The sequence below is a fragment of the Pseudomonas sp. MDT1-85 genome (assembly GCF_054898065.1).
On sequence record NZ_CM142715.1, the window covers coordinates 3,785,634 to 3,803,373 of the forward strand.

Here is a 17,740-nt window from a genome sequence, read left to right on the forward strand (position 1 = left end):
TTGCCCGCGAAGAACGATAACGCGGTGTCACGTCAGGCCCGGGCCGTGCGCCAGGCATCTATCAATTCGACGAACGTGCCCTTCACCTGGCGGATCAGCGTTTCGTCGTCGATTTCACCGGCCATCCACGCGCGGCTCGGTTCCTGAAAAATCGTCCGGCCCACGGCGAAACCACGACAGGTCTGGCTCTGGCTGGCTTGCTGAAACCCTTCGGCCAACGCCGCCGCCGGGGCATTCAGGCCTAGCAGCACCACGCCACGGCAATACGGATCGCGTTCCTGAATCAGCTCGTCGAGTTGTTTCCACTCCTCGGCGCTTTGCGCTTCGATCTTCCACCACGCAGGATAGATGCCCAGGTTGTAGAGGCGTTTGAGCGCGCGATACAGCACGTCCGGATGCGTCGACGGGTGATCCTTGGGCGGAATGATCTCCAGCAGCAGTTCATGACCGCTGACCTGAGAGGCCTGATACAAACCCTTGATCTGCGCTTCCTGCTCCAGACGCAGCAGCGGCTCGTCGTCGGGGTGGAATTGCACCAGGCATTTGATGATCTGTTCTTGCGGCCAGGCGATCAGGTTACTGCCGATCGAGCGTCCGTGTTCGAACGCCAATGGCCGCGAACCCTGCACTTCCACCGGCCGCGCCACCCACCAGCCGCGACCGGTGGCGGCGTTCAGCGAGTCCTGGCCGAAGCGTTGATCCGCCAGCAAGCCGACATCGGCGTCGATGCCCTGCTCATGCAAATCCGCTTCGACCCGCTCCACGGCCTGGATAAAGAGTTGTTTGAGTTCGCCGATAGCGTTCAGGTCGCGCCCGCCCTTGTGGGCCAGCTCCACCAATTGCCCGCGATGGTCGAAGGCGAAGATGAACAGCTGCTTCCACTGTTTGCGCCGCACGCTGACCTGATGCAGACGCTGCAACACGGCGTCCTGATCCGGCCGGGTGATCGGCACTGGGCTGTTGAATAGATAGTCGAGTTCGGCGCGGGTCGGCATCGCCGGGGCGCAGGCATGGCGCGACACCACCAGACCGCCGCAGGCATTGGCCAACTGGCAGCAGCGCTCGTCGCTGGCGTCCTCCAGCCAGCCGCTGAGGAAACCCGACATGAAGGCATCGCCGGCCCCCAGCACATTCAGCACTTCGACGCGCACACCGGGATAGATCGCGCCGTCTTCGAGACGCGCCGGAATCGCTCCATGAATCACCGTGCAGCCTTGCGGGCCAAGCTTGACCACCAACGTCGCCGCGCTCAGTTGCCGGACGTTGCGCAATGCGGTGAGCAAATCCTCGGAGCCACCGGCGATCAAAAATTCTTCTTCCGTGCCGACGATCAGGTCGAAACGCGGGAGGATTTTCTGCACGTGCTGGCTGACGTTCTGATCAGCGACGAACCGGGTTTCGCCGTCCGCCTTGCCCGCCAGGCCCCAGAGCACCGGGCGATAGTCGATGTCCAATACCCGTTTGACGTTGTGCTTCTCGGCATAATCCAGCGCCTGAATGCTCGCCTTGTAGACGCCGTCGGTGGAGAAATGCGTGCCGGTGATCAGCAAGGCTTTGCTGGAAGCAATGAAGGCTTCGTTGATGTCTTCGGCGCGCAACGCCATGTCGGCGCAATTTTCGCGGTAGAACACCAAGGGAAAGGTTTCGCGGTCCTTGAGGCCCAGCAGGACCATGGCGGTCAGACGTTCGGGATCGACCTTGATGCCGCTGACGTCGCAGCCTTCGCGGGTCAGGGATTCAACGAGGAAGCGGCCCATGTGGTCGTCCCCTACCCGGCTCAGCATCGCCGACTTCAGACCCAGCCGAGCGGTACCGAAGGCGATGTTGGCGGACGAACCGCCGAGGTATTTGGCGAAGCTGCTCACATCTTCCAGCCGCGCCCCGACTTGCTGCGAATAGAGGTCGACGCCAAGGCGCCCGAGGCAAATCAGATCCAATTGACGCCCACTGGCAAAACGAGTCTGGCCCATGCTGGCTCCTGTTATTTTTATCTGCCTGCGTTCGAGGCGATGAAGGCACCGAACACTCTTGGTGGATGCAGACTAAAACGACCGAGGCCGAACAATCAATAATTATTCTAAATATTTTTTACGTGGAATATTTTTTCCAATAAGCTTCTACACAAGCGCTCCAGACACAGTGCATCGTTTCAGCAGACCCCCAAGGCGGGCGCAAGCTCAAGATTTTATTCCGGCCTACCCTGTAGACTGCGCACAGCCAACCTATTGTCAGGGGATGACGCGTCCTGTCATCTCTATAAGCACAAGCCAGAAGGATTCCTTATGTCCCGCACCGATCAGCCGGCTACGACCGAGAGCACGCCCGACAGCGATCTCGCCAGCCCTCCGATCAATGCCGAGCGTTTGTTGCAGCTGATCACCGATGAATACGAAAGCCTGCCGCGCCAGCTAAAACGCATCGCCAGCTACATGAGCCAGCAGAGCGACCGGATTATGGTCGACCGCATCAGCGACATCGCCCGTGAATGCGAAGTGCACCCGTCGGCCATCGTGCGGTTTTCCCAGCGTTTTGGCTTCAGTGGTTTCAGCGAAATGCAGGCGCTGTTTCGGGAGGCCTATACCCACAAAACCACGCCGGTGCAGAACTACCAGCAACGCATCCGCAGCATGATCGCCAACAAGTCGCAGAAGGCCTGTGGCGGCGACCTGGCGCGCGAGTGCATCAACGCCACCCTGTCGGGCATTGAACGGCTGGGGCTGGAACTCGATGACCAGGCCTTCGATAAGGCCGTGGACCTGGTGGTGAATGCCGACAACATCTACGTGGTCGGGGTGCGCCGCTCGTTCGCGGTGGCCGATTACCTGGTCTACAACTTGCAACACACCAACAAGCGCATCCATTTGGTGTCGGGTCTGGGCGGCAGTTACCGCGAGCAGATGCGCAGCGTGCGCGCCAATGATCTGGTGATCGCCATCAGCTTCACGCCCTACGGCAAGGAAACCCAGCACTGTCTGCGTATTGCCCAGCACAATCAGGCGAAAACCCTGATTATCACTGACAGCAACCTTTCACCGTTGGCCAAGCGCGCCAACACCGTGCTGCTGGTCAACGAAGGCAGTTCGTTTGCCTTCCGCTCGTTGAGTGCGACCTTGTGCCTGTGCCAGGCGCTGTTTATCGCCGTGGCTTATCGACTGGAATTGAAGGTTGATGAGATTCATGAGCAGGTGGGGTTTGAGGATTAGTGCGAGCTTCAAGGATCAGCGCGTTCACGGCGTATGCCGAGGGGCTTGAGGTGTTTGTCGGTACGCCGATCGTTTGAGAATTGTGGCGTCAGTTCCGAAGCCATCGCGAGCAGGCTCGCTCCCACAGGGGTTCTGCGTCGGATGCAGAAATAGGCGACCGATGGAGATCAATGGTGGGAGCGAGCCTGCTCGCGATGGCGTCCTCAGCCCATTTTCTTCAAGTCAGGCTCTAACGCCACCTCAAACCGATCCGCCAGAAACGGTGTGATGTCCAGCGGTAACGGCTCGTTGTTCACCAGTTTGTCCAGCAACACCCCGGTGATTGCCGACGTCAGGATGCCGGTGCGAAAATGTCCGCAGGCATTCAGGTAACCCTCTACCCCTTTCATCGGCCCGAGAATCGGCAGCTCATCCGGCGAACCCGGACGCAACCCGGCCCAGCAGCGTTTCAAATTGATGTCGGCCAGCGCCGGAATGCAACGCAGCGCGCCTTGCACCAGGCCGCTGATTTCCGGGTAGGTGGTGGTCACGTCGAAACCCTTGTCTTCGGTGGTGCTGCCGATCAGGATTTCGCCGTTGTCTTTTTGCGCCACGTAGCAGTCGCTGGTGGTCAGGCAACCGCGCAGGATCTTCGGCATGCGCTCGGTCAGCAGGATCTGGCCCTTCACCGGGTTCACCGGAATGCGAATGCCGGTGGCCTGCTCGCTGAGATCGGCAGCCCAGGCACCGGCAGCGTTGATCAGCGTATCGCAATGGAACACGCCGGCCTCGTCGGTCTGCACGCCGCTGACCCGCGAGCCGTGGTGCAACACGCCGATGACGTTGGTATTGAAATACAGATCCACACCGTTCTGCCGCGCGCCTTCGGTGTAGGCATCGGCCAGGCGGAACGGACTGACCTGATGGTCGCAGAGAAACTCGAGCGCGCCCCTCGCCTCATGGCTGACACTCGGTTCGGCTTCGCGCAGTGCCGCTTGATCGAGCCAGCGCACCTGATCCGCCAGGTGCGGAATGCAAGCGACGATATGCTCGGCATAGAGCCGGTCTTCATCGTCATAAATCACGAATTTCAGTCCGGTCTTTTCGAACTTGAAATCCATCCCGTGATTCGCCTGCAACTCCCGATGCAAGTCCGGGTACATCGCGTTGGACTGCAAGGCGAAATCGAAGAACGACTGCGGCAGGATGTGCGGCGTGCTGGAGTCCACCGCCACGGCCGCGCCATGGGCTTCGCGCTTGCGATTGGCCGACATCATGCGAAAGAAGATCACCCCGCAGCCCAGGCCCACCGACTCACCGATCGCCCACAGGCCGCCGGCCGAAGCACGGGTCGCGTTGCCCGGACGCTTGGCGTCGATCAACGCGACTTTCAGGTGTTTGCGCTTGGACAATTGATAGGCGCAGGATGCCCCGATCACACCACCGCCGGCGATGACCACGTCGTAGAACTTACTCATGGCTTGCGGCCTCCGTGCCGACAGACTGGAACGCGGAAAAAGGAATCGGGTCGACAGGGAAACGCGGTCGCAACCAACCCACATCCTGCCGGCCGGTGGCTTCGCGCAAACGGTCGGTGCAATAACCCACACACATGCGCCCCTGACAATCGCCCATGCTCATACGGGTGCGCATTTTCAGGCTGGCGAGGTCTTGCACGCCCTGCTCCAACGCCCGATCGATGTCGGCGCGGGTCGCGTGTTCACAACGGCAGATTACCGTGTCGGCGGCCGGCAATGCGGTTTGCCCGGCACCGCGTTCGGTGTAACGGTCGACGGCGGCACGAAAGCGCACGATGGACTTGAGTTTCGACAGGTAACGGTCGCGCCTGACAAGCGCCAGCTCCGAGTCCAGCACATCCCGTTGCAGCAGGATCGACACCGCCGCAATCCGTCCCGCGAGCATGGCCGCCTCGCCACCGCGAATCCCGCCCATATCACCGGCCAGATGCACGTGGGGCTCGCTGCTTTGCTGCCAGACATTGGCGCTGGCCCGCAGATAACCGTCATCGCTGAAACCGTGATCCAGGCCCATTTGCTGACTGAGTTGCGTGCGTGGAATGAAGCCGTAGCCGACCGCCAGGGTCTGCGCGGCAACTTGCTCGGCGCGGCTCAGATCCGGCTCCCAGGTGCTGGAATACGGCGCGACGGTCACCGAACTCAACTCGCCCTCGCCCTGTGCCTCCACCACGCCCCAGCCATAGTGCATGGCAATGCCGTGCAATTTCAGGTACGCGAGCATGCTCAAGCCATCAAGAAACAGCTGCGGCTTGTTCAACAGCGCGAGGCTTTCCCGAGCGATTTTGCCGAACGCGCACGCCTCGTAAACCCCGGCAACGCTCACCCCGGACGTGTGCAGTTGGCAGGCCACCAGCGGCAACAACGGGCCGGTGCCAGCGATCACCACCGGCCCCTGCGGTTTAACGACACCGCTCTTGATTTGCAGTTGCAGACCACCCAGCAGAATCACGCCGGGCAAGGTCCAGCCGGGAAATGGTACGCTGCGTTCATGGCAACCTGCAGCCAACAGCAACTGCGAATACTCGATCTCCTGCAAGCGCTCATCGGCGTCCAGCATCACCAGTGCGCGAGTTCCTTCAGCACCGACCACGCGATGGTTCAAACGCACGTCGATCAGGCCCGACTGCTCCCGGAACTCTCCATGCAGTTTGGCCAACGCTTCTGAATAGCGCGGCCCCAGATAGTCCAGTTGAACGTTATCGCGCAAGGGGCCGCGATAGACCACACCGCCGAGCCGCGAGGCTTCTTCCAGCAAAGTACACCGCACCGCATGCCGGGCAAGTTCAATGGCCGCGGCCATACCCGCCGGCCCGCCGCCGACGATCACCGGATGCAGGCTCATAACACCTCCTGGCCGGTGATGCGGTTGACTTGGGTTTCGACGTCCATGCCCTCACGCACGATCGTCTGGCAGGCACGACGTTTGTGCCGGCCATTGATTTTCACCAGGCAGCATTGACACACACCCATGCCGCAATAGGCACCGCTGACTTGATCGTGATCGTTACGGGCCACTCGGCGAATGCCCAGTGATTGAATGACCGTCAGGACGGTTTCGCCGATGGCGGCGCCGACGGTTTGGCCATTGATGCGCACAGTCATGTCCGCCTGCACCAGCGGCTGGATATCGAAGGTTCTGTCTTGGCGTTGCATTGCAAAGTTCATCCTTGAAAAGATCAGGTAAGGGTTGTTCCGCTCCATGCTGCACTTACGCCTTGCCGGCTAACCGGATAGCGCAACCGTTGCGCGCCAGAGCACTGTAGCCGATGCCGCAGGAAGCGCTTGGAACCCTTATATTAGGGAGTATCGCCGAAAGAAATATTGATCCAGGCCAGTGAAAACACCTGCGTCCTGGCAGACCGCTTTCGCGAGCAGGCTCGCTCCCACAGGGGTTATGGGGTGGGCACAAAACGTCTGAACCCCACGAATCAAGGTGGGAGCGAGCCTGCTCGCGAAGACGGCATGGCCGGCAACATCGTCGCTTTGGCACCCGAAAAGCAAAAACGCCGCTTCTACCTGAAGTAGAAGCGGCGCAGGCAAGTGCCTCAAAGGGGGTCAAGTGAACAAGGCAATCAGAATGATGATCGGGATCGGTACGCCGATAAAGAACAGCAATATAGAGCGCATGAGGGTTCTCCTGGGTTAGCGAACAGGTGGCAGCGTCGTGGTTGTGGTGGTGGTCACGTAGGCATCGGTTTCCAGGTACTCCACGGCATCCCGACGACGACCGCCGAAGATCGCGGCGAGGCTGGCAAAAAATGCACCGGCCAGCAGCGCGACAAACATCCACAACGCGGACAAGGCTGCGACTTTAGCTGCGGTGTCGGCTGCTTGTTGTGCGGCCAGTTTGGCATCGGCGACGGCTTTTTGGGTGCGGGCATAGACTTCATCGACACGACGTTCGGCGTCCGCTTGAGTGAGGTTGGTCCGCTGGGCGACCAGTTGAGCCAGGTAGACCCGATCCTCGGGCGCCAACTGACCGTCGTTGCGCAGGCTGCGCGTGAAGATCCGGGTGACGGTGCCATTGACGGCGTCCTCGCTGACGGCGACTGGCCGATCATCGCGAAACAGGCTGTCGATGAAGTAACCGTACGGGTCACCGTCGGTATTACCGACCGCGCTGCCGGCAGCCTGGGTCATGGCACTGGCAGCACCGCCGGCGACCGTTGCCCCGGCCTGTACGCCGCCGCTAACGATGTTGCTGACTGAGCCGACCACCAGGGTCGCGGTCACCAGCGTCGCGATACACCAGGCCAGGAAGCCATGGGCCGTGTCACGGAAGTAGACCTCATCGCCGTGCATGTAGGCCCACCTCACCCGCAGGCGACCGGCGATGTAGCCGCCGAGCCCGGACGCCACGATCTGGGTAAAGGCCAGCCAGACAATCGTCGAAATACCCAGGCTTTTGGCGCTGACGCCTTCATGGGCCCACGGCGAAACCGCCGAAAAACCCAAACCAAATCCAAGCAGCACGAGGATCAGCGACAACGCCGCAGCCGCCACGGCCCCGGCGAAGATAGCGGCCCAGGACACGCCCGAGAGCGTGCTGAACTCATCTGCGGCAGGATAAAAACCATCAGAGGATCTGTTCATTGTTGTAGTGCTCCAGGCAAGTGTTACAACTCGTCAAATGAGCAATTGCAGTCAACGTGCCAGTCGCGCCACTTAAATAAATCGTTCTATTTCAATTGGTTGAAAACAATGAACTTATCAGGATCATGCAGTTTGCAAGGAGTCAGTAATATCGGCGGGTTTTATGCATTGCGTTGGTAGCGCTTTTTTTCGGACCGCGAACGTATTACTTGCGCTTGTAGCTCTTCTTGCCGCTGGGCGTCAGGCAATACACCCCGCCTCTTGGCCCGGTGCAGAACGTTCCGGTGCCGCAGGCGCAGCCATCAGAATCCTGCAACAGCGTTTGCGGACGCGCTTGGCTTTCACTACCAAACATCGCCGAGCAACTTTTCTTCGAGCCACTGATGGAGCCGTCATTGCACAGAAACAGATCGCCGTCGCAACGATCGATGCCGCCCTTCTTCCCCGAACATGGCGTGTTGGCAGCCCAGGCAGACGAGCCGAACATGCACAACAACAGCAGAAACATCGGCATCCAGCCACGAACCATTAAAGTGCGCACAGTGCAGCTTCCCTTTAGAGTTATGGCCGGATGATATCAACGTTCCAGCCAGGCTCACGAGGCAACATGAAAGTTAATTTAAAAAGGCCGCGCGTAATTCTTGGCAAAATGAGCCCACTTCGTATTGAACCGATTATCAGGCAAGCCCTATGACCCGTATCTTGACCATCGAAGACGACGCTGTGACCGCCCGGGAAATCGTCGCCGAACTGAGTAGCCACGGCCTTGACGTGGACTGGGTCGACAATGGCCGTGAAGGCCTTGCGCGTGCGGTCAGCGGTGACTACGACCTGATCACCCTCGACCGCATGCTGCCGGAGCTCGATGGTCTGGCGATTGTCACCACTCTGCGCACCATGGGCGTGGCCACGCCGATCCTGATGATCAGCGCACTCTCCGATGTCGATGAACGGGTCCGCGGCTTGCGCGCCGGCGGCGACGATTACCTGACCAAACCGTTCGCCACCGATGAAATGGCGGCCCGGGTCGAAGTTTTGCTGCGCCGGCAAAACACCGTGACCGCCCACGCCACCACATTGCGCGTGGCCGATCTGGAGCTGAACCTGATCAGCCACGAGGCCAGTCGCGACAGCCAGTTGCTGACGCTGTTGCCCACCGAGTACAAGTTGCTGGAATTTCTGATGCGCAACACCGGGCAGATTCTGTCGCGGATGATGATTTTCGAAGAGGTCTGGGGTTATCACTTCGACCCCGGCACCAACCTGATCGACGTGCACATCGGCCGTCTGCGCAAAAAGATCGACCCGCCAGGCAAAGTCCCACTGATTCGGACGGTGCGAGGCTCGGGTTATGTCATTGCTGAACCCCTCTAAAGGCTGGCGCTCCTCCAGCAGTCGCTTGCTGGCGCTCTACAGTTCGTTGTTCGTGGCCTGGAGCGGAATTCTCATGGGGGTCATGTATTACGAAGTGTCCAGCTACCTGGACACCCTGGCCAAGCATTCGTTGATGCAACGTCAGCATCTGTTTTCACGCTTTTCGGGCGCGCAACTGGAGGACGCCCTCGCCGCCAGCGTGACCTTCGACGTTCGCGGCATTGATGCCTATGGCCTGTTCGATGACCAACGGCACCACCTCAGCGGCCCGTTGCGCCAGATCCCCGAAGGCCTGCCGCTGGACGGCAAGATTCACATCCTCAGCGACTGCGTCGACGCCGACGACCCGACCCTGCCCGCCGACAGCTGCGATGCCTCGGCGACCCGGACCCTGGACGGGCGCTGGCTGGTGCTGGTGCGGGACAATGGTTCGCTGTTTGCCGTGACCCGAATCATCCTGCACGCGCTGCTGTGGGGCGTGTCGCTTACCATTCTGCCCGGCATCGCCGGCTGGCACTTATTGAGACGTCGCCCACTGCGGCGGATCCGGGCGATCCAGGCCAGCGCCGAAGCCATCGTCGCCGGTGACCTGACCCGACGCCTGCCGCTGTCCAACCGCCGTGACGAGCTGGACATGCTCGCCGCCATCGTCAACGCCATGCTCGAACGCATCGAGCGTTTGATGAACGAGGTCAAGGGCGTGTGCGACAACATCGCCCATGACCTGCGCACACCGCTGACGCGCCTGCGGGCGCAGCTGTACCGGATTCAGCAGCAGGCCGATGACGGTTCGACGCTGGCTGTGCAACTGGATTCCGTACTCGGCGAGGCCGATACCTTGATGGCGCGTTTTCGTGGCTTGCTGCGGATTTCCGAGCTGGAGGATCGCCAGCGCCGTTCGGGTTTCGTGCAACTGGACCCGGTGCCGTTGCTGCAAGAGTTGCATGACTTTTATCTGCCGCTGGCCGAAGAAGGCGAGCTGACCTTTGAACTGCAAATGCCCGAGTCCCTGCCCCGACTCAACGGCGACCGGGCGCTGCTGTTCGAAGCCTTGGCGAATTTGCTGAGCAACTCGATCAAATTCACACCGCCGGGTGGCGAGGTGATTTTGCGTGGGGTGAATGACGCTGGGCATACGCGAATCGAAGTACTCGATTCCGGCCCCGGCATAGCGCTGGCAGAACGCGAAGCAGTATTTCAGCGTTTCTACCGCACCGAGGGTGGTCATCCGCAAAGCGGTTTTGGCCTGGGCCTGTCAATCGTCGCGGCAATTGTCAGCCTGCACGAGTTTACGCTGGAAGTGGGCAGCAGCGTGTTGGGTGGCGCGCAGCTGGTACTCGATTGCCGGCAGAGTTTGATTCCTCAGGCCTGACATCATTTTCATCACAAAGAAGCTCTATGTGGGAGCAATGATTACTGTAGGAGCCAGGCTTGCCGGCGAAGGCGCTCTAAAGGCTGCCTTCGCCGGCAAGCCTGGCTCCTACAGAGCGCAGTGTCAGACAATATCAATGTTGACTGGAAGGCAGCCATCGCGAGCAGGCTCGCTCCCACAGGATTTGCTTAAGTCAGCGATGACTCAATACCCCGGCACTTCGCGCAGAAACACCGGCAGATCAGTGATCGGCGGCAGGGCCGGAATTTCGCAGTACATCTGGACCACCCAGCCTCGGTGATAACTGGCGTGGTTGACCACATGCAACAGCATCGCGCCGGCGCTCATGACCCCGCTTTCGCCCGAGACGGAGGTGAATTCGATGGGTTTATCCAGCGAATCGTCGGTCTGGGCCGAGCTCCATCCACAGAACCATTGATCGATCTCCTGCTGCACCAGTCGCAGCTCGGTGAGTTCGGGATGGAGCAGACCATGGGAGGTTTTGAAGCCGTGGCCGCGCCCTTCCAGATGCGCTTGCCAAATGCAGTCGACCACGTAGATATGGTTCAAGGTGCCGATGATGTTGTTGAACACCGAGATCCGTTTGCGGTTGAGCTCTTCCGGTGGCAGCGCCATGAGGCTGTCGAAGAGTCGCTGATCGGCCCAGCGCCTGTAATCGGCGAGCATGCGGGCAGTGCGTACGTTGATCATCAGAGGTCTCCCATATCGATGGGCGCATTGCCAAGAATAGCTCCCCGCTGATCATCGGTCACGCCGATCGCATCCCTTGTAGCAGCTGGCGCAGCCTGCGTTCGGCTGCGTAGCAGTCGTAAAACCATACGCTGGGGTGGGTCAGATAACTGGAGATTATCGCGCATGACCACGAAGATCCCATCACGAGTTGCATACGGTCCCTGTAGGAGCTGGCGAAGCCTGCGATCTTTTGATCTGATCTTTGGCGGTCGCTGAAACGCCAAAGATCAAAAGATCGCAGCCTTCGGCAGCTCCTACATTCCATCCAACAGATCGCAGCCTTCAGCAGCTCCATCCAACGCCATCAAAACGGCAATTAACTGTCAATTAGCTGAACCATTACACACTTCAATAACCGAACCCCGTTTAACCGGCCATCAAGTGCACTTTTACGATTGACTTAACCCGCCTCGCTCAGTAAATTGCCCGGGCCGGCAACAACGGCCTTTTATCAACTCACAAAAGAATCCAATGGACACAGTATCTAGTCGCTGTCGGATGACTGCAGAAATGCAGGATCTGGCACATAACCCAGAGAATGACGGGACTCGACTTTTCGGTCGGGTGAGCTGCGCTAGAGCCTGAGGCTCCACCGTAACTTGCCTCACCGGAATCAGTTCCGGCCCAGAGGCATGTTATGAACTTCAAAACTACTGTAATGCCAGGCGTACGCGCCTTTGCATCGACCATGCGGGTCAAGCTTTGCCGTGAGCGTCTGTTGACGACTCGGCCCAGCGCCCCGTTTTCCACCCCTTCTGTCCACGCCAAGGCACAACCTCGTGCCAACTGGCGCGTCTGCCCGACGACGGGCCGGCTTCAGCAACGCTGGAGCTTCGACGAAAGCCAGGACCCACCGAGTCGGCGCATCGCGCGCCTTTTCCAGCAGGCGAGCCTGATGCTCGGCCTGTACGTTGGGGCACGCACTTTCAATTGATCTGAAGGCACTTTTTATTTTAAGGAGCTTTTGATTTCAAGGAGCTTCCAAAGTCCTTCCTGAACGGTTTTCTTAAAACGAAATCCGACAACTTCTTATTGCCTGTTAAAAACAAATTTTATTGGAATAGTTATGGACGAAGCCAGTAGTCGGTTCGCTGCCTATCACTTATTAGTTGATGGACTGCGAACGTTAAAACATCAAAACACAATCATCCGACTCGATCGCCTATTTGCGGCTCGACATACGTGCGCTCGTCTTTGATTAGCTGAGTATCTGTGTGTCGTGCCGCAAGCCTGCGGCAGGAGCACAGCAATGACCCTTGTAAAAACCGCAAAAAAAACCACCCGCAGCGCCTCCAGCGACAACGCCAAGCTGTCGATGCGTGCCGCCCGGGAAGCGCAAAACGGCCTGGCCGAAACCCTCACCAACCTCAACGCCACCGCTAACGGTTTGACCGAACTCGAAGCTGAAGGCCGTCTGGCGCGAGGAGGCCACAACGAAGTCGCCCACGACAAGCCGCCTCACGCCATCGTCCAACTGCTCAAAGCCCTGAACAATCCCTTCATCTATGTACTGCTGACCTTGGCCGGCATCAGTTTTTTCACCGACTACTGGCTACCGATCAGCCAGGGTGAAGGCGACGACGCCGACCTGACCAAGGTCATTATCATCATGACCATGGTCAGCCTGAGCAGCCTGCTGCGGTTCTGGCAGGAATACCGTTCGGCCAAGTCCGCCGAAACCCTCAAGGCCATGGTGCGCACCACTGCCACCGTCCTGCGTCGCCCACAAAAGGGCCGCCCGCCGGTGCTGCGCGAAGTGCCGATGCGCGAACTGGTGGCCGGCGATATCATGCAGCTCAGCGCTGGCGACATGATCCCGGCGGACATCCGCCTGATCGAATCCCGCGACCTGTTCATCAGCCAGGCCGTGCTGACCGGCGAAGCCTTGCCCGTCGAGAAGTACGACACGCTGGGGGATGTGGCGCAGAAGTCAGCGACCGGCAGCGCAGCCGATCAGTCCAACCTGCTCGACCTGCCGAACATCTGCTTCATGGGTACCAACGTGGTCAGCGGCACCGCCAAAGCGGTGGTGGTCGCTACCGGTTCGCGCACCTACTTCGGCTCACTGGCCAAAGCCATCGTCGGCTCACGGGTGCAAACCGCGTTCGACCGCGGGGTGAACAGCGTCAGCTGGCTGCTGATCCGTTTCATGCTGGTCATGGTGCCGATCGTGTTCCTGCTCAACGGCTTCTCCAAAGGAGACTGGAGCGATGCGTTCCTGTTTGCACTGGCAGTGGCGGTCGGCCTGACTCCGGAAATGCTACCGATGATCGTCAGCGCCAACCTGGCCAAAGGCGCCATGGCCATGGCCAGGCGCAAAGTGGTGGTCAAGCGCCTTAATGCGATCCAGAACTTCGGTTCAATGGACGTGCTGTGCACCGACAAGACCGGCACCCTGACGCAGGACAAGATCATTCTTGAGCACCACGTCGACATCAATGGCCAGCGCGACGATTCGCTGCTGGAACTGGCCTGGCTCAACAGCCACCACCAGAGCGGCCTGAAAAACCTGATGGACCAGGCGGTCGTGCAGTTCGCTGATCGTAATCCGACGTTCCGGGTGCCGTTCGCCTACAGCAAGGTCGATGAACTGCCGTTCGACTTCGTCCGTCGACGTCTGTCGATCATCGTCAAGGACAGCCGCGACGATCACCTGATGGTGTGCAAAGGCGCGGTCGAGGAAATGCTGAGCATCGCCAGCCACCTCCATGAGAACGGCACAGTCGTTGTGCTGGATGAGCAACGTCGCAACGACTTGCTGGCCCTGGCCAACGAATACAACGAGGAAGGTTTCCGGGTGTTGCTGGTGGCGACTCGTGAGATCCCGAAAACTCAGTCGAAGAACCAGTACAAAACCAGCGATGAGTGCGAATTGGTGATTCGCGGCCTCCTGACTTTCCTCGATCCGCCCAAGGAAACCGCCGGCCCGGCCATCGCTGCCCTGCGCGACATGGGCGTGACCGTCAAAGTGCTGACCGGCGACAACGCCGTGGTGACCAGCAAGATCTGCCGCGAAGTCGGTCTGGAACCCGGCACGCCGCTGCTCGGGCAAGACATCGAGAAGATGGACGATGCCACCCTCAAGGCGCGGGTCGAGGAACGCACGGTGTTCGCCAAGCTGACGCCACTGCAGAAATCCCGGGTGCTCAAGGCGTTGCAGGCCAACGGTCACACCGTGGGTTTCCTCGGTGACGGCATCAACGACGCCCCTGCCCTGCGCGATGCCGACGTCGGTATTTCGGTGGACAGCGGCACCGACATCGCCAAGGAATCGGCCGACATCATCCTCCTGGAAAAGAGCCTGATGGTGCTCGAAGAAGGCGTGCTCAAGGGTCGCGAAACCTTCGGCAATATCATGAAGTACCTGTGCATGACCGCCAGTTCCAACTTCGGCAACGTGTTTTCGGTGTTGGTGGCCAGTGCGTTCATTCCGTTCCTGCCGATGCTGTCGATCCACCTGCTGCTGCAAAACCTCATGTACGACATCTCTCAGTTGGCGCTGCCGTGGGACAAGATGGACAAGGAATTCCTGCGCAAGCCCCGCAAGTGGGACGCGAAGAACATCGGCCGTTTCATGCTGTGGATCGGGCCGACCTCGTCGGTGTTCGACATCACCACTTTTGCCCTGATGTGGTACGTGTTCGCCGCCAACAGCGTGGAAATGCAGGGCCTGTTCCAGTCTGGCTGGTTCATTGAAGGGCTGCTGTCCCAGACCCTCGTGGTGCACATGCTACGCACGCAGAAAGTCCCGTTCTTCCAGAGCACCGCGGCGTTGCCGGTGATTCTGATGACTGGGCTGGTGATGGTGTTGGGCATCTACATTCCGTTCTCGCCACTGGGCACACTGGTCGGTCTGCAACCGCTGCCGTGGGCGTACTTCCCATGGCTGGTCGGCACCTTGCTCAGCTACTGCGTGTTCGCGCAGATCATGAAGACGCTCTACATCCGTCGCTTCAAGCAATGGTTCTGATGGCCTGAACACCGCAATCCATGTGGGAGCGAGCCTGCTCGCGATAGCGGACTGGCAGGCAACACAAGTGTTGAATGTACAACCGCCATCGCGAGCAGGCTCGCTCCCACAGGTTTTTGTGTTCGCCGCATCTTTGCACCACCCTCCGGCTCCCGGGCCGTCAATTAAATGCAGTACGCAAAAAGGGAGAGTCCTCATGTCGGGAACTACTCTACTGATCAACCTCGCAGGCTCCATCGCCCTGTTGCTGTGGGGCACTCACATGATTTCTTCGGCGCTGTTGCGCGGCTTCGGCACGCCACTGCGTCAATGGCTGGGCCACAACCTGAATAACCGCTGGATGGCTTTGTTGTCTGGCATCGGCATCACCGGGGTCCTGCAAAGCAGCACCGCCGTCAGCCTGATGGCAACGTCGTTCACCGCGGCCGGGACGCTGGGACTGGCGCCGGCACTGGCGGTGATGCTCGGCGCCAATATCGGTTCGACCCTGGTGGTGCAACTGCTCAGCGCCGATGTGTCGATGCTCACACCGATCGTTCTGCTGGCGGGTCTGATCGTCTTTCGGCTGCGTGATGACTCGCGTTACGAAAGCGTCGGTTGCGCGCTGATCGGCCTGGGGCTGATGCTGCTGGCCCTGCACATGCTCGGTTCGACACTCGCCGAAGTGGAAGGCACACCGATCTTCCAGCTCATCATGCAGAGCCTCGATGGCGACCTGCTGATTGCACTGCTGGTGGCGCTGATCCTCACCTGGCTCTGCCACTCCAGCGTGGCCGTGGTGCTGCTGATCGTCTCGTTGGCCGCGACCGGCATGCTCTCGGCCAGCACGATTGTCGCGCTGGTACTGGGGGTGAATATTGGCGGTGCGCTGCCTTCGGTCATCAACGCCGGCTCGAGCGTCGGCCGACGCCTGCCGCTGGGCAATCTGCTGGTGCGGACGGTCGGTGCCCTGGCGGTCTTGCCGTTTGCCGGGTTGCTCGCTCAGGTACCGCTCGCGCCCTCGACGCTGGTGGTGTGCCTGCACACTGGTTTCAATCTGCTGCTGGGATTGGTGTTCATCGGCCTGACCGACGTGCTCGCCAATGCCCTCACCCGATGGCTGCCGGCGCCTGAGCGGGATGTCGACCCTGGCATGCCGCACTACCTGGATGAAGCTGGTCTGGAAGTGGCCAACATCGGCTTGTCGAATGCCGCGCGCGAAGCCTTGCGCATGGCTGACATGCTCTCCGCCATGCTTGGCCGGATGCTTCAGCTGCTCCATACATCGCTACCAGCCTGCGCCGATGACGTGCGGCGGATCGATCAATCCCTGGACCTGCTCAGCGCGGCGATTCGGGCCTATCTGGCCGACATCGGCAAGGAAGGCATCAGTGACAGCGATGCCGATCGCTCCCAGGAAATCCTCACGTTTGTGATCAACCTCGAACATGCCGCGGACATTCTTTCCAGCAGCCTCGCGCAGTTGGCCATGCGCCGCTTGCGCCGGGGTGAACAGTTCTCGGCCTTCGAACTGGGCAACATTGCCCCGCTGCACGATGCCGTGCTGGAAAGTTTGAGCCTGGCGATCACCGTGTTCCTGCGCGAAGACATCGCCACCGCGCACCAACTGATCCATCGCAAGGAGGTCGTCAGGAGGCTCGAAGCCTGCGCCAGCCGCGAGCACTTTCGCCAGTTGCAGGAAGACAAAAGTCTTTGGGCGGAATCCGGCGATATTTTCCAGCGGGTGCTGCGTGATTACCGGCGTGTGCATCACCACATCGCCGCGCTGGCGTATCCGCTGCTTGAACGTGCCGGTGAGCGCTCGATCGAAAATATCGATCTGGTGAAGGATAATCCGGCAAAAGCAACTTCTGACGCAGCGCAATCCTTGTAGCAGCTGCCGAGCCCGCGAGGCTGCGTTCGGCTGCGCAGCAGTCGTAAAATCAGAAATTGCGGTGCATCAGGCAAACCAAGTCAGCCGGACTCACGACTGCTGCGCAGCCGAACGCAGCCTCGCGGGCTCGGCAGCTGCTACGGATCGTGTTAAGGATTAACTGGCTGGGTTCTGAGCGGTCACCTGTGCATATATCGAATCGGCAGGGAACTCCTGAGCGCTGCCAGGCATCCTAAATTATGTGTTACTTCCTTTCGCTTTCGGAGGACGCTGTCATGCGCCATCTGTTGCTTGTAACTTCGCTAGTGCTTTGTTTGCCCGTTGGTTCGGCCATGGCCGATGTGGAGGCAAAAGATGTCGCCACTTCGGCTGGGGTCTCCGCATCGCTGTACTCGACGTTCAAAGATGACAAAATCGTGATTCCCGCACAGGATGACGCCTCTAGCTTCGTGGCGAGTGGCGGTACGATTCGCGGCGTTTACCTGGAGTCGGTGTTGAAGGAGATTCGACAAAATAATCCCGACCTCAAGGCAAGCGACGAAGACTTGGCCAAAGCGATCCTCGCTCAGTAAGGTCCCGTCGGTC

14 protein-coding genes are annotated in these 17,740 nt (G+C 59.8%); 7 read left to right on the forward strand and 7 right to left on the reverse strand.

All coding sequences use genetic code 11. The features are described 5' to 3' along the window. Positions 1 to 32 precede the first annotated feature (32 nt). Positions 33 to 1,970 carry a bifunctional 5-dehydro-2-deoxygluconokinase/5-dehydro-2-deoxyphosphogluconate aldolase gene (locus ACYZT2_RS17095; RefSeq protein ID WP_461965821.1) on the reverse strand — a complete coding sequence of 646 codons (1,938 nt, stop codon included), beginning with the start codon at positions 1,968 to 1,970 and terminating at the stop codon, positions 33 to 35. A 312-nt stretch (positions 1,971 to 2,282) separates the two neighbouring features. On the opposite strand from ACYZT2_RS17095, the gene ACYZT2_RS17100 reads away from it, so the two are divergent. Further along, complete coding sequence (locus ACYZT2_RS17100) at positions 2,283 to 3,203, forward strand: MurR/RpiR family transcriptional regulator (protein ID WP_461965823.1); 921 nt, start codon at positions 2,283 to 2,285, stop codon at positions 3,201 to 3,203. Positions 3,204 to 3,406: 203 nt separating this feature from the next. Here ACYZT2_RS17100 and hcnC read toward each other — a convergent pair whose 3' ends face one another. The 5 genes from hcnC to ACYZT2_RS17125 all read right to left on the reverse strand — a co-directional run bounded on the left by hcnC (position 3,407) and on the right by ACYZT2_RS17125 (position 8,342). Further along, positions 3,407 to 4,660, reverse strand: coding sequence for a cyanide-forming glycine dehydrogenase subunit HcnC (gene hcnC, locus ACYZT2_RS17105; RefSeq protein ID WP_461965825.1), 1,254 nt, complete (start codon positions 4,658 to 4,660; stop codon positions 3,407 to 3,409). Beyond that, complete coding sequence (hcnB, locus tag ACYZT2_RS17110; RefSeq protein WP_461965827.1) at positions 4,653 to 6,062, reverse strand: cyanide-forming glycine dehydrogenase subunit HcnB; 1,410 nt, start codon at positions 6,060 to 6,062, stop codon at positions 4,653 to 4,655. The genes hcnC and hcnB overlap by 8 nt, the downstream gene beginning before the upstream one ends. Continuing rightward, entirely contained in the window at positions 6,059 to 6,373 is a 315-nt protein-coding gene (locus tag ACYZT2_RS17115) for a (2Fe-2S)-binding protein (protein WP_461965829.1), read from the reverse strand. Before ACYZT2_RS17115 ends, hcnB begins: the two co-directional genes overlap by 4 nt. A 489-nt stretch (positions 6,374 to 6,862) precedes the next feature. Further along, the gene (locus ACYZT2_RS17120; RefSeq protein WP_461965831.1) at positions 6,863 to 7,813 is read right to left on the reverse strand and encodes a hypothetical protein; all 951 of its coding nucleotides are present in this window, start codon (positions 7,811 to 7,813) and stop codon (positions 6,863 to 6,865) included. A gap of 205 nt (positions 7,814 to 8,018) precedes the next feature. Further along, a complete protein-coding gene (locus ACYZT2_RS17125) occupies positions 8,019 to 8,342 on the reverse strand; it encodes a YdcA family protein (protein ID WP_461973146.1) in 324 nt (107 codons plus the stop codon). Positions 8,343 to 8,503: 161 nt separating this feature from the next. Between ACYZT2_RS17125 and ACYZT2_RS17130 the strand changes: the two genes are divergently transcribed. Both ACYZT2_RS17130 and ACYZT2_RS17135 read left to right on the forward strand, forming a co-directional pair. Next, entirely contained in the window at positions 8,504 to 9,187 is a 684-nt protein-coding gene (locus tag ACYZT2_RS17130) for a response regulator transcription factor (protein WP_461965833.1), read from the forward strand. Then, positions 9,165 to 10,559 carry a sensor histidine kinase gene (locus ACYZT2_RS17135; protein ID WP_461965835.1) on the forward strand — a complete coding sequence of 465 codons (1,395 nt, stop codon included), beginning with the start codon at positions 9,165 to 9,167 and terminating at the stop codon, positions 10,557 to 10,559. The genes ACYZT2_RS17130 and ACYZT2_RS17135 overlap by 23 nt, the downstream gene beginning before the upstream one ends. A gap of 204 nt (positions 10,560 to 10,763) precedes the next feature. Here the strand turns inward: ACYZT2_RS17135 and ACYZT2_RS17140 are convergent, their stop codons facing one another. After that, complete coding sequence (locus tag ACYZT2_RS17140) at positions 10,764 to 11,270, reverse strand: DinB family protein (RefSeq protein WP_461965837.1); 507 nt, start codon at positions 11,268 to 11,270, stop codon at positions 10,764 to 10,766. A 679-nt stretch (positions 11,271 to 11,949) separates the two neighbouring features. On the opposite strand from ACYZT2_RS17140, the gene ACYZT2_RS17145 reads away from it, so the two are divergent. From ACYZT2_RS17145 to ACYZT2_RS17160, 4 genes are all read left to right on the forward strand, one after another. Beyond that, positions 11,950 to 12,246, forward strand: a complete 297-nt coding sequence (locus tag ACYZT2_RS17145; protein WP_461965839.1) for a hypothetical protein — start codon at positions 11,950 to 11,952, stop codon at positions 12,244 to 12,246. Between the two features lie 315 nt (positions 12,247 to 12,561). Continuing rightward, positions 12,562 to 15,282: a magnesium-translocating P-type ATPase gene (gene mgtA / locus ACYZT2_RS17150; RefSeq protein ID WP_461965841.1), complete on the forward strand. Its 2,721-nt coding sequence runs from the start codon at positions 12,562 to 12,564 to the stop codon at positions 15,280 to 15,282. Between the two features lie 196 nt (positions 15,283 to 15,478). Further along, positions 15,479 to 17,155: a Na/Pi cotransporter family protein gene (locus ACYZT2_RS17155; protein ID WP_461965843.1), complete on the forward strand. Its 1,677-nt coding sequence runs from the start codon at positions 15,479 to 15,481 to the stop codon at positions 17,153 to 17,155. Between the two features lie 275 nt (positions 17,156 to 17,430). After that, positions 17,431 to 17,727, forward strand: coding sequence for a DUF2388 domain-containing protein (locus tag ACYZT2_RS17160; protein WP_461965845.1), 297 nt, complete (start codon positions 17,431 to 17,433; stop codon positions 17,725 to 17,727). Positions 17,728 to 17,740 lie beyond the last annotated feature (13 nt).

What these genes read in the sequence shown, in the direction of transcription:
- ACYZT2_RS17095 (WP_461965821.1), bottom strand. Translation starts at nt 1,970, where the DNA reads ATGGGCCAGACTCGTTTTGCCAGTGGGCGTCAATTGGATCTGATTTGC.
- ACYZT2_RS17100 (WP_461965823.1), top strand. Translation starts at nt 2,283, where the DNA reads ATGTCCCGCACCGATCAGCCGGCTACGACCGAGAGCACGCCCGACAGC.
- hcnC (WP_461965825.1), bottom strand. Translation starts at nt 4,660, where the DNA reads ATGAGTAAGTTCTACGACGTGGTCATCGCCGGCGGTGGTGTGATCGGG.
- hcnB (WP_461965827.1), bottom strand. Translation starts at nt 6,062, where the DNA reads ATGAGCCTGCATCCGGTGATCGTCGGCGGCGGGCCGGCGGGTATGGCC.
- ACYZT2_RS17115 (WP_461965829.1), bottom strand. Translation starts at nt 6,373, where the DNA reads ATGCAACGCCAAGACAGAACCTTCGATATCCAGCCGCTGGTGCAGGCG.
- ACYZT2_RS17120 (WP_461965831.1), bottom strand. Translation starts at nt 7,813, where the DNA reads ATGAACAGATCCTCTGATGGTTTTTATCCTGCCGCAGATGAGTTCAGC.
- ACYZT2_RS17125 (WP_461973146.1), bottom strand. Translation starts at nt 8,342, where the DNA reads ATGGTTCGTGGCTGGATGCCGATGTTTCTGCTGTTGTTGTGCATGTTC.
- ACYZT2_RS17130 (WP_461965833.1), top strand. Translation starts at nt 8,504, where the DNA reads ATGACCCGTATCTTGACCATCGAAGACGACGCTGTGACCGCCCGGGAA.
- ACYZT2_RS17135 (WP_461965835.1), top strand. Translation starts at nt 9,165, where the DNA reads ATGTCATTGCTGAACCCCTCTAAAGGCTGGCGCTCCTCCAGCAGTCGC.
- ACYZT2_RS17140 (WP_461965837.1), bottom strand. Translation starts at nt 11,270, where the DNA reads ATGATCAACGTACGCACTGCCCGCATGCTCGCCGATTACAGGCGCTGG.
- ACYZT2_RS17145 (WP_461965839.1), top strand. Translation starts at nt 11,950, where the DNA reads ATGAACTTCAAAACTACTGTAATGCCAGGCGTACGCGCCTTTGCATCG.
- mgtA (WP_461965841.1), top strand. Translation starts at nt 12,562, where the DNA reads ATGACCCTTGTAAAAACCGCAAAAAAAACCACCCGCAGCGCCTCCAGC.
- ACYZT2_RS17155 (WP_461965843.1), top strand. Translation starts at nt 15,479, where the DNA reads ATGTCGGGAACTACTCTACTGATCAACCTCGCAGGCTCCATCGCCCTG.
- ACYZT2_RS17160 (WP_461965845.1), top strand. Translation starts at nt 17,431, where the DNA reads ATGCGCCATCTGTTGCTTGTAACTTCGCTAGTGCTTTGTTTGCCCGTT.